This is a genomic window from Clostridium saccharobutylicum DSM 13864, from assembly GCF_000473995.1.
Taxonomy (GTDB): domain Bacteria; phylum Bacillota; class Clostridia; order Clostridiales; family Clostridiaceae; genus Clostridium; species Clostridium saccharobutylicum.
This window is the reverse complement of record NC_022571.1, coordinates 690,781-706,827: the sequence shown is the minus strand read 5'-3', so window position 1 is coordinate 706,827 and position 16,047 is coordinate 690,781. Positions and strand designations below refer to the sequence as shown.

At 28.2% G+C, this 16,047-nt stretch carries 15 protein-coding genes; 1 reads left to right on the top strand and 14 read right to left on the bottom strand.

Annotation, left to right across the window (positions count from 1 at the left end; genetic code table 11):
- Positions 1-61 precede the first annotated feature (61 nt).
- Positions 62-1,750, top strand: coding sequence for an endo-1,4-beta-xylanase (locus tag CLSA_RS03295; RefSeq protein WP_022743972.1), 1,689 nt, complete (start codon positions 62-64; stop codon positions 1,748-1,750).
- Between the two features lie 103 nt (positions 1,751-1,853).
- Here CLSA_RS03295 and CLSA_RS03290 read toward each other — a convergent pair whose 3' ends face one another.
- The 14 genes from CLSA_RS03290 to CLSA_RS03230 all read right to left on the bottom strand — a co-directional run bounded on the left by CLSA_RS03290 (position 1,854) and on the right by CLSA_RS03230 (position 15,986).
- Positions 1,854-3,461 (bottom strand): hypothetical protein, encoded by a 1,608-nt coding sequence (locus CLSA_RS03290; RefSeq protein WP_022743971.1) that lies wholly within the window; start codon positions 3,459-3,461, stop codon positions 1,854-1,856.
- Positions 3,454-4,161: an ABC transporter ATP-binding protein gene (locus tag CLSA_RS03285; RefSeq protein ID WP_022743970.1), complete on the bottom strand. Its 708-nt coding sequence runs from the start codon at positions 4,159-4,161 to the stop codon at positions 3,454-3,456. The genes CLSA_RS03290 and CLSA_RS03285 overlap by 8 nt, the downstream gene beginning before the upstream one ends.
- Positions 4,162-4,647: 486 nt before the next feature.
- Positions 4,648-4,932: a hypothetical protein gene (locus tag CLSA_RS03280; RefSeq protein ID WP_022743969.1), complete on the bottom strand. Its 285-nt coding sequence runs from the start codon at positions 4,930-4,932 to the stop codon at positions 4,648-4,650.
- A 92-nt stretch (positions 4,933-5,024) separates the two neighbouring features.
- Positions 5,025-6,515, bottom strand: a complete 1,491-nt coding sequence (locus CLSA_RS03275) for an Hsp70 family protein (protein ID WP_022743968.1) — start codon at positions 6,513-6,515, stop codon at positions 5,025-5,027.
- Between the two features lie 13 nt (positions 6,516-6,528).
- A complete protein-coding gene (locus CLSA_RS03270; protein ID WP_022743967.1) occupies positions 6,529-7,950 on the bottom strand; it encodes a hypothetical protein in 1,422 nt (473 codons plus the stop codon).
- Between the two features lie 15 nt (positions 7,951-7,965).
- Positions 7,966-9,558 carry an Hsp70 family protein gene (locus CLSA_RS03265; protein WP_022743966.1) on the bottom strand — a complete coding sequence of 531 codons (1,593 nt, stop codon included), beginning with the start codon at positions 9,556-9,558 and terminating at the stop codon, positions 7,966-7,968.
- Positions 9,559-9,563: 5 nt separating this feature from the next.
- Positions 9,564-11,108 (bottom strand): Hsp70 family protein, encoded by a 1,545-nt coding sequence (locus CLSA_RS03260; protein WP_022743965.1) that lies wholly within the window; start codon positions 11,106-11,108, stop codon positions 9,564-9,566.
- Positions 11,109-11,166: 58 nt separating this feature from the next.
- Positions 11,167-12,465 carry a VWA domain-containing protein gene (locus CLSA_RS03255; RefSeq protein WP_022743964.1) on the bottom strand — a complete coding sequence of 433 codons (1,299 nt, stop codon included), beginning with the start codon at positions 12,463-12,465 and terminating at the stop codon, positions 11,167-11,169.
- Between the two features lie 19 nt (positions 12,466-12,484).
- The gene (locus tag CLSA_RS22345) at positions 12,485-12,658 is read right to left on the bottom strand and encodes a DUF4236 domain-containing protein (protein WP_022743963.1); all 174 of its coding nucleotides are present in this window, start codon (positions 12,656-12,658) and stop codon (positions 12,485-12,487) included.
- A 9-nt stretch (positions 12,659-12,667) separates the two neighbouring features.
- Entirely contained in the window at positions 12,668-13,264 is a 597-nt protein-coding gene (locus CLSA_RS03250; RefSeq protein ID WP_022743962.1) for a TerD family protein, read from the bottom strand.
- 109 nt (positions 13,265-13,373) lie between these two features.
- Positions 13,374-14,096, bottom strand: coding sequence for a TerC family protein (locus CLSA_RS03245; protein WP_022743961.1), 723 nt, complete (start codon positions 14,094-14,096; stop codon positions 13,374-13,376).
- 62 nt (positions 14,097-14,158) lie between these two features.
- The gene (locus CLSA_RS03240) at positions 14,159-14,737 is read right to left on the bottom strand and encodes a TerD family protein (RefSeq protein WP_022743960.1); all 579 of its coding nucleotides are present in this window, start codon (positions 14,735-14,737) and stop codon (positions 14,159-14,161) included.
- Positions 14,738-14,767: 30 nt separating this feature from the next.
- A complete protein-coding gene (locus CLSA_RS03235) occupies positions 14,768-15,364 on the bottom strand; it encodes a TerD family protein (protein ID WP_022743959.1) in 597 nt (198 codons plus the stop codon).
- Positions 15,365-15,407: 43 nt separating this feature from the next.
- Positions 15,408-15,986: a TerD family protein gene (locus CLSA_RS03230; RefSeq protein WP_022743958.1), complete on the bottom strand. Its 579-nt coding sequence runs from the start codon at positions 15,984-15,986 to the stop codon at positions 15,408-15,410.
- Between the last annotated feature and the right edge of the window lie 61 nt (positions 15,987-16,047).

Genomic DNA, 16,047 nt, shown 5'->3' with positions numbered 1-16,047 from the left:
TTTTGAAAACTCAATAAAATCATTATAATTAATAATTCTATATTACAAGGAGGAAAATAATATGAAAAAATATGTAAGCATAATTTTGTCTGCACTCCTTATTGGTAGTACATTTTGTACTCCAGGAATTCAGGCAAACGCAGCAACAACAAACAATACAAGTAATGCTAATTTATTAAATACTTATGGGAAAGTGTTTGGAAAGGTGGGAAATATATTAAACGCATCCCAAATTTCAGATCCCAATGCAAAAAGCGCTATAAAGAAGGAATATAATAGTGTAACTGCAGAAAATGAAATGAAACCTGATGCTATTTTAGGTCATTCTGCAAATGTGATTCCTGTAGCACAAGCAAAAGCACTTGGTTACTATATTCCTGATAATTATTCAGAAAGTACAGTTCCAAAACTTAATTTTACAACTGTAGATAATATGTTGAAGTTCTGTTTTGACAATGGATTATCAATGCGTGGCCATACACTTCTTTGGCATTCACAAACTCCAGATTGGTATTTTAGAAGTGGCTATAACAATAATGGTGGATATGTAACTCCTGATGTCATGAATAAAAGAATGGAATTCTATATTAAAACTGTTATGAACCATGTATTTTCAAGTAAATATGGAAGTGTAATTTATGCATGGGATGTTGCAAATGAATATTTACATGCAGCACCTGCAGGAAGTGACAAAGCTACTGGATGGCAAAAGATTTATGGAAATCTTGGCACAAAACCAGCTTTCGTAAAACAAGCCTTTCAGTATGCATATGACACATTAGCATATTACAAATTAACAAATAAAGTTAAATTATTTTATAATGATTACAACGAATATATGGAAGTAGATAATATTATTAAATTAATCAATTACATTAATTCAGATAGAAAAGTGTGTGCAGGAATAGGTATGCAATCTCACTTGAGTACTAATTTCCCATCAGTTGCTTATTATAAAAGCGCATTACAAGCATTTGCAAAAGCAGGATTTGAAATTCAAATTACAGAACTTGATGTTGGATGTACTTCTTTATCAGAACAATCAAAATATTATTATGATTTAATGTCTGCTATTTTATCTGTGAAAAAATCAGGTGCAAATATTAGTGCCCTTGTATTTTGGGGATTAAGTGATGATCATTCATGGCGTCGTAATGATCCAGTATATGTTAGACCATTATTATATTCTAATTATTCAACACCAAAAGAAGCATATAATTCAGTTTTAAAAGCATTTTCTGATTCAGCATATGGTACAGGTAGTAGCACTACAAAAGATAGTACTAATACAAGTGGAACTACTCAAACATTAAGTGATGGATGGTATTACATCAAAAATGTTAATGCACAAAAATATCTTCAAGTTGCAAATAATGTAGGAAAAGCTGCTCAAAATGTTGAACTTGGTACAGGTTCAGGAGCTGCTGGTCAAAAATGGTACTTAAAAAATGTAGGAAATGGCTATGTTACATTAAAGAGTGCTTTAGGTAACTATATGCTTGATGTATACAATGGTGAGAATAAAGATGGCTCAAATATTCGTATTTTTAATGCATATTCAAACAATGCACAAAAGTTTGCTCTTAAATCTTCTTCAACAAACGGAGCATATGGAATTACAACTATGAGTAGTAATCAAACTAAGGCATTAGATGATTATAACTTCCAAACTTTTGATGGTGCCAATGTATGTCAATGGACTTACGGAGGAACTAGTAATCAATTATGGATATTTGAAGCAGCTAAATAATTGATTAGTCATAAAAATTTAATAGTAAATTAAATAAAAGAAAAAAATTAACCAGTATTATATAAATGAATTTAATACTGGTTAATTTTTTTATAGCTTAAAACTATTTAACCTTGAAAGTCTTCCATGATAATTTATACACTGTAACAAGTGCTACAATTATATACACAACAGTAATTACAAGCACAATTCCAGCAAAATATGCTGGCGGAGTCTTAATTTTTGAACTCAAATAACAAATCCAAAACACTATTCCATTAATTATATTAAAGAATGGACTTTTAATGTTTAGCTCCGTTGTATATGGCTGCATTATATAATATAAAAATAAATCGTGAACAGAAAAAAACAATGATAAAATTAAAATCATAAATACCATAGGTAATATATTCACAAAATTATCCACACCATTCATCAGTGCAATTATCATAAGCGAACTCGCTATTGCTGTTGCAGGAATTAAATTTATAAACGCAACTTTAAATAATCTTATCTTGAAATTTTTTAAGATTACATTTTTCTCTCTATAAAATCCGTATCTTAATAGACTTATATCGCAATTATAAAACATAGCTTTTGTTATTCTTCTAGAATTAGATATAGAATACATAATAAGCAATAATCCTGGAATAGTTTTATCAATTTCTCCTATGAACTCATTCATAAAACTTGGAAATACTATTTGAACTACAAGAGCTGCTAAAAATATGAGTGCAATTATAATAAGCTCTATATACATTGGTTTATATAAAAGTTTTCTATGCCTCATAAAAAATAATGCATTTAAGTATTCATATCCTTCTTTATCACTACATATCTGTGAATTTAATTCCAACTCTTTAAATTCATTTTCATTTATCTTTACATCTTCAAATCTCGCTTCATTTAACTTATGATTATCACTATATAATTCATTTAATTTATTAGCAGCATTAAATGCCTTGGAATAAAATTTGTACTTTAATGTATAAACAATGCTTATAATGCCAAGCAGAATTATGATTAGTATAATAATTTTATTAAATAAATATTTATCTACTGGTAAAATTATTTTAAAAGCAGCAGGAACATATGCAGTAATTAACGCTAGAATTCCATAGATTATTATAAATATATAATTTTTGCACAATATAATATTTTTCTTTTCAAAAATAAATAAATGTAATGCCTCACCACAAAATCTAAACATGGTAAGTAATAAGGTTAACTCTATTCCTTGAAAAATTGTTCCACCTAAAATCTTACTTACAATAATTAATGCAGGTAAAAGACGTACTCCACCCCATATATATTCACAAAATATAATTGATATTGCATAATCTCTAGCTCTCATTTTCATTAATTTAATACAAACAAACTTATCTTTGCTAGGAGTCAAAGCTGATGAACTTGCAGTTGCTCCAAAAACAAAACTAAGCACAAACAGCAAATATGTAAATACTGAATATTTATCTTCTACACTGTAACTCTTATAAAAAAAGAAGATTGGTAAATATATTGCTATTGATACATATGCAATTGGCCCTAATAAGCCTTGTACTATTTTGGTTAATACTGCAAATATTGAAATAATTTTTTTTATTTTCATTTCCTTATATACTGTATCCTTTAGTAACTTACCTATAATAGGAATACACTTAAAATAGTATATAAGAAAATTAATTCTATTAGACATGCTAATGTTTAAAATGTTTTTTAATGTATCAATCATCTTTTTCATCCTTTAGTAGTTCTATTATTTCCTCTTCAAATTTGCTGCTCTTTAACATTTCATGATTAATTTGCTCTAGCTTACCTTCACTAAGTACTACAATTTCATCACATAAATCTGTTGCAAGCTGTAAAATATGCGTTGAAAAAATAATTATATGATTATGTTTTATTTCTTTTAACATCTTTTTAATTTCAAGTGCAACTACAACATCTAAAGAAGTAAGTGGCTCATCAAGCAATATTACTGGCGGTTTTGCAATAATAAAACATAGCATTTGCAGTTTATTTTTCATACCATGTGAATAACCTTTAATTAATTTATGCCTATCTTCTTCTTGGATTTTCATCATATTAAAATATTCATCAATAGTTTTTAGTTCTGAAACTCTATTTTTAAATATATCCAAATAAAATTTTATAAATTCATATCCTGTAAGAAACTCTGGAAGAATTGGTGTTGAAAAAACATATCCTATGTCATCATTACTTAAATCACTTTCATGTCCATTAATTCGTAAAATAGCATTCCCCTCATCTTGATTAATTTCACCACTTAAGCAATTAAAAAGAGTAGTTTTTCCTGCTCCGTTTCGTCCAAGCAATCCATATATTTTTCCTTTTTCAAAAATAAAGTTTATATCTTTTAATACACGCTTACTCTCAAAAGATTTTTTAATTCCTTTTAATTCTAACTGCATATTATCTCCCCCATCATCTTAAAACATATATATTTAAATAAAGCACAATAAAAAAAAATAATAAACCAATATGTTTGCCTATTCCACGTCATACCTCATCAGCAAATTCAGCTAATAGATCCACTATGAGTAAAATTCACCGCCTTGTCTGACAAGAAATATGCATCACATCTTTGGTCTATTATTTTTTGCTTATGCCTAAATCTCATACTACTTTCATCATCTCATAAAATAATATATTTTAATTATACAAAAAAATACTTGTATAACTCTTAATTCAACCTTAAATTAAACTTGGATATTTAGGGCTTTTATCATGTTTAAAACACAAAAAAGAATAAATAATAAATTAAAAAGAGTTAATTGAACTTTTACCATACTATCTCAGTAATCCAAAAGCTTCAATTAACACTTTATCATATAACAAATTTCGTAAAAGATACTCACGTTTTACAATATAAATTATACTTTAATTCTATGAAACAATTATTCTATATTAGTTCCTGTATTATTTAACTTCTTTATAATATAATATACTCCATAAATAACTAAAACTATTGGTGCAATTTTTATTGCTAATAATATAATACTTAATACTCCATGTATTAGACTTGTAGCAATACTAATAACTATCATCGATATAAAAAAGCAAATTGCCCATACTATAGCAGCCTTTTTACTACTCAATGATATAAACTTTAATTTTTTATTTATTATTCCAAGTACTGCTGTACTTAAAATTAAACTTCCAATAACAGTAATAAAAAACATTTTTTCACCTTCTTAATTTATAATTATCTTCTAGCTATCTTTATCTTCTGTAAATTCTCCTCACATATTTGTCTACTTAAAATTATTGTGCATTATATTAATTTCAATACTTCAATTTTATTTATCCCACTCGTTGCCTCTTGAATTGTTACTTTAACTTCCTGAGAGCTTCCAACTTCAAATGTTATTATAATTTCTAGCTGATACTTAGGAAATGGTTTCAATCCTGTAACTCTAACAGTTCCTACATGCGCATTATCTCTAGCTTTATCATTAGTTCCCTGATAAACTTCAACATCAATTTCTGTTTGATTATCTTCATCTGTTGTAAATGTTAAAGTTTCCTTCGCTGGAGTTTTTTGATTTTGTTCAATTAATGCAATAAAGTTTCCTTCTGCATCTTCAACGCCCAATGCATGTGCTACTGCTGTTTCTATCTTAATATTTTTATCAGAATCTAAGTTCTTTGATAGGTAAGCTGCATATATGGCTGCTCCTTGTGCAACACAAAGGCTTGGATCTATATCTGAATAAGTTTTACCGTCTCCACATTCTTCTTTAATTATTTCATCTATAATAGCAATTTTACTTGATCCACCAACCTTTATTACCTTGTTAATATCAGTCGCTTTAATTCCAGCATTATTAATTGTTTCTTTTGTTATTTTTCTTATTTTTTCTAAATATACTTCAATTGCTTTCTCAAAATCTTCTCTTGTATACTCTGCATCTATATGCATTCCTGGAATAACATCTGGTACTGCTATATAAGTATTATCTGTAGAACTTAGAATTTCCTTACTCTTTATTACTGTATCTAATAATTTTTGTTTTCCTACCTTTTTAAGTTTTTCAAGCTGTACACTTTCAAAATCAATTCCTTCTTTTTCTATTATGTAATCCATAAATGATTTATCAAAATCCAATCCGCCTAGCCTATCGTCTCCCCCTATCCCAATTACATTAAATAAAAGTTCATTGTGATTTTCTTTTATATTAATAATTGTTAAGTCGAAAGTTCCTCCACCTAAGTCAAAGACTAAGATATTTTCATCTCTAACTTTATCTGTCTCTGAATGATGAAGGCCATAAGCAAATGCTGCCGCTATTGGCTCTTGAATTATTCCTAACAAATCTAATCCAGCTAATTTAGCTGCTTCTGATGTATTTTGAAGCTGATGTGATTTAAAATAATATGGTACTGTAACAACAACTCCTGATGAATTATATACTCCACTTGGAAACATATTTTGTATGCTATCATAAATATTTTTCAATATCATCGATGATATTTCTACTGGTGAATGTGCCTTAGACCCTAACTTAATTTTAATATTATTATCATCCATTAATCTCTTAACACCAATAATTACATTATCAGGATTTAATATTCCACTCATAAAAGCAGCATTACCATATATATATTTATCATTTTTTTCATCATAATAAACTACTGATCTTAAACATCTTTCACCTTTTGGACTATAAACATCGGCATCTTTTCCTGTCCATCTTGCTACAGAACTATAAGTTGTTCCTAAATCAATACCTATTACTGGTGAATTTTGTGCATCATATTTCATTATTTTTCCCCACCTATTTTTTATATTTATAAGCTACAATTTGAGCTTGACGTAATACATGATTATGACCTACTCCATAAACATCTTTTAAATACTCATATCCACTTCTAATAACACTTTCAATTGTTTCATCTAAACTTTCATCTTCAGTATTTTCAATATCTAATACCTCAATATAAGAAAAATCTATTTTTGTTTTTAGCTGAACTTCCATTTTGCTTATATTTATGCTAAATAATAATTCATCAAAGTATTTCTTTAATTTTATATATACTGGTAATATTTCATTTTGAATAATTTCTTTAGTTGAATTCTTAACAAAACTTATTCCAGATTCAACTCCATCCATAATAGGAAATAAATTTCCTTCTATAAAATTGAAATATGTATCTATTAAATTAGACTTTTTTGACTCAATATAAGCAATATTACTATAGTTTTCATTTAAAATGCTTCTTATTTCATCTTCATATTTATCATTGATATCACTGATGATGCTCACATTGTTAAAATCTTGATTTATCATTTCTAATAATTTATTTGTTCTATTATTTATAGCATTTTTACTCATTTTATTAATCATATTAATGCCTTTTATTCTATTTTCAACAAGCTTTTTATCTTCAGCATTTAATTCTTCTAGTGTGATTGATATTTCTTTATTAAATTTTTCAACTAGCAACTCAATTTTATTAAAAGTTTTCTTTGAATTTAAAACTAATTCTTTTCCCTCTAAAGCCCATTGCTTATAATTTAGCAGATTTCTTTCATAAACTATGATGTCTTTCTCTATTTGATCTTTATAGTCATTTAAATCATACTCTGAGTTTAATTCTTCTTCTTTTACGTTTTCTTTATCATCGTCTATTATTATTTCAATATCTTTTTTGGTTTTAAACTCATCTTTCTCTTCTAAATCTATTTTATTATTATTTTCTAGCACTTCATTATTTAATATTGACTGTTCCTTTTTATCTTCAAATTGAGCTTCTTGATTATTTTCAGCTGTAAATTCATCATCATTTTTTTCTATTTGATTGTCAATTGATACTTCTTCTTTTTTGTCTAAATAAACTTTTTCTTCACACTCGCAGCTTTCTTCTTGAACATTTATATTATCTTCACATTTTATTTCTTGTTTATCTTCAGCTTGAATTTCATCCTTATTTTTTACTATTTCATTATCAGTTAATACTTGTTCTTTTTTATCCGAATAAGCTTTTTCTTCACACTCATTACTCTCTTCTTGAACATTTAATATTGACTGTTCCTTCTTATCTTCAAGTTGAACTTCTTTGTTATTGTTAACTTCCACATCCGTATTTTGATTATCCTTACTTCGTGGGATGTTACTTGATTCTTTGGACACTTCATTTTCTAAATCACTTTTATTTTGCTTGTCCATAGTTGGATTACTATTGTTAATTTCACTCATTGGTTTCACCTCTCATTACGATCTTTTTACATCCAATGTAACATTACTTTCGCTTCCGTTACTAATACATTTTGCTGTTACATTAACTATGTTTTCTTCATTAACATCAAATTTAACAACTATTTTTTCTTCACCCTTTGGTTTAGATGGAATATTACTTAATTTAAATTCTCCTATACAAATAGCTTTATCATTGCCCTCTACATTCTTTTCATTAATAAATTCAACATCTTCATCACATTGATAAATTAGAAGAGTTAATTCTGTTTGATTATCAGATTGAGTAGAATATTCTTTTTCCTCACTTATTACTTGTCCTTTAGGTATTTCTATTCCTTTTTCTATTAATTTTGAAAATCTCATTCCTGAAATCATAATACCTAAGTTATGAGTTACTATTTGGGATATATTTATATCTCCTTCTGGCTTTACTTCATTATTTTCCACACAATCTGATGGAACTGATAAAGTAGCTCCAAAAATCGCAGCACCTTCTGATACTATAGTTCTTGGATTAAAGTTGCTATAAGGTTCTATTCCAAAAATGTCTTTTACTTTTTCTTTAATTCTTGGAACTAAAGTTGAACCTCCAACCAAAATAATCTTATCAATATCTTCTACTGTTAATTTAGCATTTTCTAAAGCACATTTAACAGTTTCTTCAGTCTTATCTATTAAAGGATCTATTGCAGCATTAAATTCCTCTTTTGTGATTTCTACATCAACACTTAACAAATCTCCTTCTTCATTTTGAATAATATTTGGAATTAGTACATTGGTAGCATCATTTTCACTTAATTCTATTTTAGCCTTTTCAGCAGCTTCTTTTAATTTTTGAATAGCTTGTTTTATTTTCTTTTTGCTTATTCCTTGGTCTTTAGTTGTATCTAAAATATCAATATTATTTTCTTCTAAGAACTTAGTATTAATCATTTCCATTAACTTTTGATCAAAATCATCTCCACCAAGCTGATTTATTCCTTCTTTTGCTAAAATATCATAGTTTGCATTTCCACTTTCTGATGTATTAGCATCTAATATACATACATCAAAAGTTCCTCCACCTAAATCATAAACTAATATCTTTTGACTTTTGGTCGCATTAAATCCATACATTATAGCTGCTGCTACTGGCTCTTCTAATAAATATAATACATTTAAATTTGCAAGTTCTGCTGCCTTCAAAGTTGCTTGCTTTGCATTATCAGTAAAATTAGCTGGTATACAAATTACTGCATTAGCAATTTCGCCTAATGGTTCAAAATTATCTTGTTCCTTAGCTGCTTCAACTATCTTTTTTAATATTTCTGCTGATATTTCTTCAGGTGAATATTCTTTGTCATTTATCTTTACTTTATAACTATCTTCCCCCATATGTCTTTTGATAGAGGCAACTGTATTTACAGGGTCTATCATCATTCTTCCCTTTGCTTGCATCCCTACTAACTTAGTATCATCATTTAAAAATGAAACTACTGATGGAATATAATCATTACTGTCTATTTTAATAATTCTACTTTTGCCTTTTGTAAAAACCGAAGCTATAGTTGTTGATGTTCCTAAATCTATTCCTAACACATATGAACTTTTTGATAATATTATACTCATTTTTGTTACCTCCCATTTTCCTTAGCATCAATGATTACTTCTGTAGCCTTAAGTCTACCCATATCCAGATAAGCTTTTAATCTCTTTATATCATTACTTCCTATAAGTTCTGCATACTCTTGACTAATAGGAAGTTGCACACTCCTAAATCTAATTATCATATTTTCATCGATTTCAAACAATGCTAATATTGGAATCTCTTGCTGCATTGGCTTATTTATATCAAGAACTAATTCGCCTAAATATTCATTTTCATTAGGAACTGGATTATCACCCCTAAACACATTAAGTAAAACTCTTTCTTGATATGGTCTTGATGTAGCTCCAATAACACCATCTAAAGCAGGAAGCATTGATCCTTTTTTTATAATTGGTGTAAATACTAATTTATTATATCTGTCTAATAGATCAATTCCATATGTAAAGACTGTTTTTTCCTTTACTACAATCTTCTTTAATAAATCAATTCCGCTCTTTTTCTGATAATCAGGAGTTGCGAGTGACGTTGCCATAAGTGCGGCACCTCTTGCAACTACTTCATCTACATTTGGAGCCATATAAGGTTCTTTAATTCTATTCTTAACACTTTCCCTGATTATTGGCATTTTTGTAGAACCACCTACTAAAATTACCCTATCAATATCATCCTCAGTATAATTTATACTCTTCATAGCCATATTCATCTTCTCTATAGTTCTATCTATTAATGGTTTAGATAATTCATTAAATTCATTTCTTGTTATTGTTTTTTCTAAACAGTAATCATCAATCAAATTAGGTAATATAACTTCTACCTCATCCATATCTGATAAATCTATCTTAGCTTTTTCTGCTGCCTCTTTTACTTTAGTTACTGCTGATATATATTTTCTTTCCTTTTCTAAAGTAATTGAAATATTTAAATCTTTATTAATCTGTTTATATAATAAATTACAAATTACTTGATCGAAATCATCTCCACCAAGCCTCGAATCACCATCAACAGCTAAAATTTCAAAATTATTTCCTTTTACTTGCATTATTGATATATCAAATGTTCCTCCACCTAAGTCATACACCATTAGAGTCTGATTTTTATTTTGATCAATACCATAATCTAAAGCTGCTGCTGTTGGCTCTGGCATTAATCTTAAAACCTTTAAACCAGCTCTTTCAGCTGCAGATTTAGTAATCTGTCTCTGCTCAGATGTAAAGTAAGCTGGAACTGTTACAACTGCTTCTTCCACTTCTTCTCCTAAAGCTTCACTTGCTTTCATTTTAATAGTCTTCAAAATATTAACTGCTACATCTTCAGGTGTAAAAATCTTTCCCCCTAAATTATAATGTACATCTTTTCCAATTTCTCTTTTGCTTGAAGCTACTGAATTTTTAGGATCAATTAAAAGACGTGATTTTGCTTGCTGTCCAACTATTATTTCATCATTTCTAAGTGCTACAACAGATGGGACTGTATTTTTACCATCTATTTGAACGATCTGAACCTTTCCTCTTCTTAAACATGCAACTGCTGAGTTTGTAGTTCCTAAATCTATTCCTACTATAATTCCCATTATCCATTCCCCTTTTCTATTCACTGAATTTGTACCTAAAATATATGCCTTCAAATAATTATTTTTTTATTATTCCTTTTGAAGAAGCTTCTTTTAACCATATAGGAAATTCATTTAACAGTTTTTCATACAATGCTTCATCAGATAACGAATTAATATTATCTATCGAAAAGAAATTAGCATTGTCTACAATTCTTCCTTCCATTTCATCTAATTCTTCTAATATTCCGTAATTAGAACCTCCAACTCCCATAAACTGCCAGAAAATTGGATAATTAGATGATTCTATTAATAATTTTTTAATCTTACGAGTTTCATAAATGCCACCATCACTTAAAAAAATTACATATACCGGTAAATGGTTATACATATATTGATTAATTAATTCACTCATGACTTTAGGCTCATCATTTCCCCATCCTATATGCCATTTTTTCCACCCTTTAGATTCTTCATTTAAATAGTTTTTAATATTATCTAATGTTATAGGTGATAAATGTTTAGTTTTACTTGCAAATGCCCATGTATCCAGTTCACCATTATCATCAAACATCAAAGCTACTGGCAATAATTTATCCATTGTTCTTTGAATATCGCCGTTTCTATATTGCCAATCCATTGAACCTGAATTATCTAATATAACTACAACACTAGCAGTAGTTTGTTCCATATGTTTTTTTTCTAGTGTTATAGTTACCTTTTTGGTCAAATCAATTAAATGTGGTGCTTTTTCTAATACTAATTTTTGAACTCTATCCTTTTTTTCTAGATAAATATTTTTTCCCAAGTCTTCTTGCTTTGTATGCACTGACTCATCTAAATTAGTTAATTCACTTTCTTCAATTTCTTCTCCACCATAATTTCTTAATATATCACCTAAACCACCATTAAATCCACTTGCAACTATACCTAATCTCCAAATCCCATCTCTTTCGTAAATTTCAGCAAGAATAATTGACTTTTCACTGGTATAATCCTTACCTTCAATTTTTAATTGTCCTACTTCTCTTTCCCCATCCATAAGTCTCAAGCTACCATTCTTTACATCTTTCACAGTACCTTGTCCATCTATGGTTGCGCATAATACAATTTTCTTTATCGTTGGTGGAATCAATTTAATATCTATTTCAAATATATTTCTATCTTGAAATTTTTTTATCGATTCTTCTGGCGATGTTAACTGATTATAAAAAATAAAATATCTATCATCAGATAATTTTTCATCTTTATCTACACCAAAACAACACATATCCAAATCTATATTGTCTTTAATAAAATTCATATCTGATTTTATAGTTATCTTCATATTAGATACTAATTGTTCTAATTTTGTTTTTTGCCCCTTTATAAACTCCATATTGTCTTATCTCCATTTCTCAAAAAATCTTTTTTATTACAGTGCCAAAAATTGAATATGTAATCCTAGTTCCTCTACTACTTATATTGTATTTCATTCCTTTCGAATTTAATGAAATTGAATGACCACTTCTACTTAGATTAAGTTTCACACCTGGAATTATATTTACATTTTTTCTAAATCCTAAGCCCATAAATAATCCCTACTTTCTACCTGCTACCCATTTCAATCCCCAGTTATATTCCTTATCCATTGATTTATGTCCATCAAAAAATCTAACTAATTTTTCTACTGAAAAATTATTATCATTTACATTTTCAATCATTGCTAATGCACACATAATATACTTATTATTGTACTCATCCATATTGATTAAAATCTCCTCTTGGCCAGGCACATTAATACAAACCTTTCCATTAGCTTCTTTCCAACTTGCTGCTCCTTTATATATAAATGTATATACAAGAATCCTCTTTATATCTTTTATTTGATTTCCATTTATAAACAAATTTTCGCCATCTGCATTTGTTCCAGTTCTATCATCACCATCTAAAAATATGTACGGTGCTCTATCAAAACTACCAAAGCTGTTTCCTAATGCTTGTACCGTTCCAATTTTTCCATCTTTCAACTCATAAAGACATCCTAAATCTAAATCAATAGCTTTAGAGCCAAACAATGATGAAAATATCCCCTTTTGAGTTCCTGAATTCCAATTTAAATTTATATTTATTTTCCCTAATTGTCTATTTTCCTTTGACAAATTTATTTTTGATCCTTTTTCTAATACTATTGACATTTTTAACTCTCTCCTTTATTTAATAATCAATTATTCTTTCAGTTATATTCAAATTATTCCTAAAGTTATTAAAAATGGGTTGAACATAAGCTCAACCCACTAACCACAATTATGCAGTTGTACTTTCATTTCTTTTATTAAACTTGCTAACCACAAATGTTCCTAAAAATACTATTATTAATACTGAGAAAAATAATAAATCTGGAACTTCAATTCCTACTAATGTTACTCCTAGTTTAAGTCCTATTAAAGCAATAAGTATATATGCTGTTTTTTCCAGTTCTGGAACTTTTTCTATCAAGACTACGAATATTTGAGCAACACCTCTCATCATTAGAATTCCAAATATTGCTCCAAGGAATAATACCCAAACCTTATCACTTACTGCAAGTGCTGCTGTAACACTATCTATTGAAAAAACAATATCCATTAATTCTACACTAGCTACAGTGGCCCATAATCCTTTTTTTACAATTTTACTTATATCAGGATCTTCTTCACCACCGCCAAATAATCCTTTATAAGCCATGTAAAGTAGATAAAGTGCACCAATAGCCTTTATCCAAGTGAATTTAATTAAGTATGTTCCTACACCTATTACTAAAAATCTAAAAATGTACGCTCCCCAAATTCCATACATAAGTGCTTTTTTTTGTTGTTTTTCTGGAAGATGTTTAACCATCATAGCCAACACCAAAGCATTATCTGCCGAAAGTAATCCTTCCAGTAATATCAATAGTAATATAGTTGATATCCCTGTTACCGTGAATACCCCTTCAAAATTCGCCAATGAAAAAAATTGACTATAGTTATCTATTATACTTTGTAGCATATATTTTTTACTCCTTAATATTTATTAAATTATTTTTAAAATTTATAATGATTTTTGAACGTTTAGACATTCAACCCAAAATTTTTACATAAGGCTGCTAATCCACCTTCGAATGCACTTCCTATAGCATTAAATTTCCATTCTGATCCATTTCTATAAAGCTCTGCTACAACTATAGCAGTTTCTATTGAAAAATCTTCACCTAAATCATATTTTATAAGTTCTTCCTTAGTATCTGAATTAACTACTCTAACATATGAATTAGATACTTGTCCAAAGTTTTGCTTTCTTTCTTCCGCTTCATGAATGGTAACAGTAAAATCAATTTTATTAATATGTTGTGGAATTGACGATAAATCAATTAGCATTTGTTCATCATCTCCATCTCCATCTCCTGTTAAATTATCTCCTAAATGCTCTATCGCTCCTGAACTGTGCTTTAGGTTATTATAAAATATCATATCTGCTTCATTATGAACTTTTCCATCTTCTCCGCAGCAAAAAGCTACTGCATCTAAATCAAAATCATTACCACCATCATATTTATTAACATCCCAACCAAGTCCTATTATTACTTTTTTTAATGATGCATTACCTTTAGTTAAATCTACTTTTTGTCCCTTTTTTAATACAATTCCCATTGAAATCCCTCCAAATATTATAAAATTATTTTAACGATATTTCTCAGCCATATCCCCTAAACATGTATCTTGTGTACCTTCTCCTATTGCTGCAAACTTCCATTCATTATTATGTCTATATACTTCTCCAATTATTAAAGCTGTTTTACCATTATAATCTTCTGTCAAATTAAACATAGCAATATTTTGATTGTTATTATAATCTGCTATTCTTATAAACGCATTTTCAATCATTCCAAAACTTTGCTTTCTTTCTATACATTGATATATATTAGTTACAAAGATTAATTTATTTACATCGTGAGGAATTTTAGATAAATCAACTAAGATTTGCTCATCATCCCCATCTCCATCACCTGTTAGGTTATCTCCTGCGTGTATAACTCCTCCACACTTACTTTTTAAATTACCAAAATATATTAAATCTTCTTTACTTATAAATCTATTATTTCTTAACATAAGTACTGATGCATCTACATCTACATCAGGTTTAGAAGAACCTAAATTAAAAAATCCTTTTTTCTCTTGCTTTACCGGATCCCATCCAAGCCCTACTATTAATTTTTTTAAAGTACTATTATTTTTGGTTAAATCAATCTTTTGTCCCTTTACCAAGTTTATACTCATTATCATTCCCCTTTATGTTTTAATCTATTAATCAATTTCTTTTCTATACATTTAATCCAAAGTTTCTACATAATGCTGCTAATCCACCTTGAAATCCGCTACCTATTGCATTAAATTTCCATTCTTCATTATATCTATAAATTTCAGCAACAACTATAGCAGTTTCTATTGAAAAATCTTCTCCTAAATCATATTTTAAAAGTTCTTGACTATTATCTGAGTTTACAACTCTTACGTATGCATTGGAGACTTGTCCAAAATTTTGTTTTCTTTCTTCTGGTTCGTGAATTGTAACAGTAAAATTAATTCTGCTTATATTTTGTGGAATTAATGATAAATCAATTATAATTTCTTCATCATTACCATCTCCATCACCTGTTAAATTATCCCCTAAATGCTCTATAGCTCCTGAACTATGTTTTAAATTGTTATAAAATATAAAATCTAAATCATTATGAACCATTCCATCTTCTCCACAACAAAATGCTGCTGCATCCAAATCAAAGTCATATCCACCATCATATTTATTAGTGTCCCAGCCTAATCCTATTAATATTTTCTTTAATGATGCATTTCCCTTTGTTAAATCAATTTTTTGCCCTTTTTTAAGAACTATCCCCATTATTTTCCTCCTAATAATTTTATTATATAATTTACATTTAATTATATAATAATTTATTTTT

Excerpts from the sequence above, each read along its gene's own strand:
- CLSA_RS03295 (WP_022743972.1), top strand. The coding sequence starts at position 62 with ATGAAAAAATATGTAAGCATAATTTTGTCTGCACTCCTTATTGGTAGT.
- CLSA_RS03290 (WP_022743971.1), bottom strand. The coding sequence starts at position 3,461 with ATGATTGATACATTAAAAAACATTTTAAACATTAGCATGTCTAATAGA.
- CLSA_RS03285 (WP_022743970.1), bottom strand. The coding sequence starts at position 4,161 with ATGCAGTTAGAATTAAAAGGAATTAAAAAATCTTTTGAGAGTAAGCGT.
- CLSA_RS03280 (WP_022743969.1), bottom strand. The coding sequence starts at position 4,932 with ATGTTTTTTATTACTGTTATTGGAAGTTTAATTTTAAGTACAGCAGTA.
- CLSA_RS03275 (WP_022743968.1), bottom strand. The coding sequence starts at position 6,515 with ATGAAATATGATGCACAAAATTCACCAGTAATAGGTATTGATTTAGGA.
- CLSA_RS03270 (WP_022743967.1), bottom strand. The coding sequence starts at position 7,950 with ATGAGTGAAATTAACAATAGTAATCCAACTATGGACAAGCAAAATAAA.
- CLSA_RS03265 (WP_022743966.1), bottom strand. The coding sequence starts at position 9,558 with ATGAGTATAATATTATCAAAAAGTTCATATGTGTTAGGAATAGATTTA.
- CLSA_RS03260 (WP_022743965.1), bottom strand. The coding sequence starts at position 11,108 with ATGGGAATTATAGTAGGAATAGATTTAGGAACTACAAACTCAGCAGTT.
- CLSA_RS03255 (WP_022743964.1), bottom strand. The coding sequence starts at position 12,465 with ATGGAGTTTATAAAGGGGCAAAAAACAAAATTAGAACAATTAGTATCT.
- CLSA_RS22345 (WP_022743963.1), bottom strand. The coding sequence starts at position 12,658 with ATGGGCTTAGGATTTAGAAAAAATGTAAATATAATTCCAGGTGTGAAA.
- CLSA_RS03250 (WP_022743962.1), bottom strand. The coding sequence starts at position 13,264 with ATGTCAATAGTATTAGAAAAAGGATCAAAAATAAATTTGTCAAAGGAA.
- CLSA_RS03245 (WP_022743961.1), bottom strand. The coding sequence starts at position 14,096 with ATGCTACAAAGTATAATAGATAACTATAGTCAATTTTTTTCATTGGCG.
- CLSA_RS03240 (WP_022743960.1), bottom strand. The coding sequence starts at position 14,737 with ATGGGAATTGTATTAAAAAAGGGACAAAAAGTAGATTTAACTAAAGGT.
- CLSA_RS03235 (WP_022743959.1), bottom strand. The coding sequence starts at position 15,364 with ATGAGTATAAACTTGGTAAAGGGACAAAAGATTGATTTAACCAAAAAT.
- CLSA_RS03230 (WP_022743958.1), bottom strand. The coding sequence starts at position 15,986 with ATGGGGATAGTTCTTAAAAAAGGGCAAAAAATTGATTTAACAAAGGGA.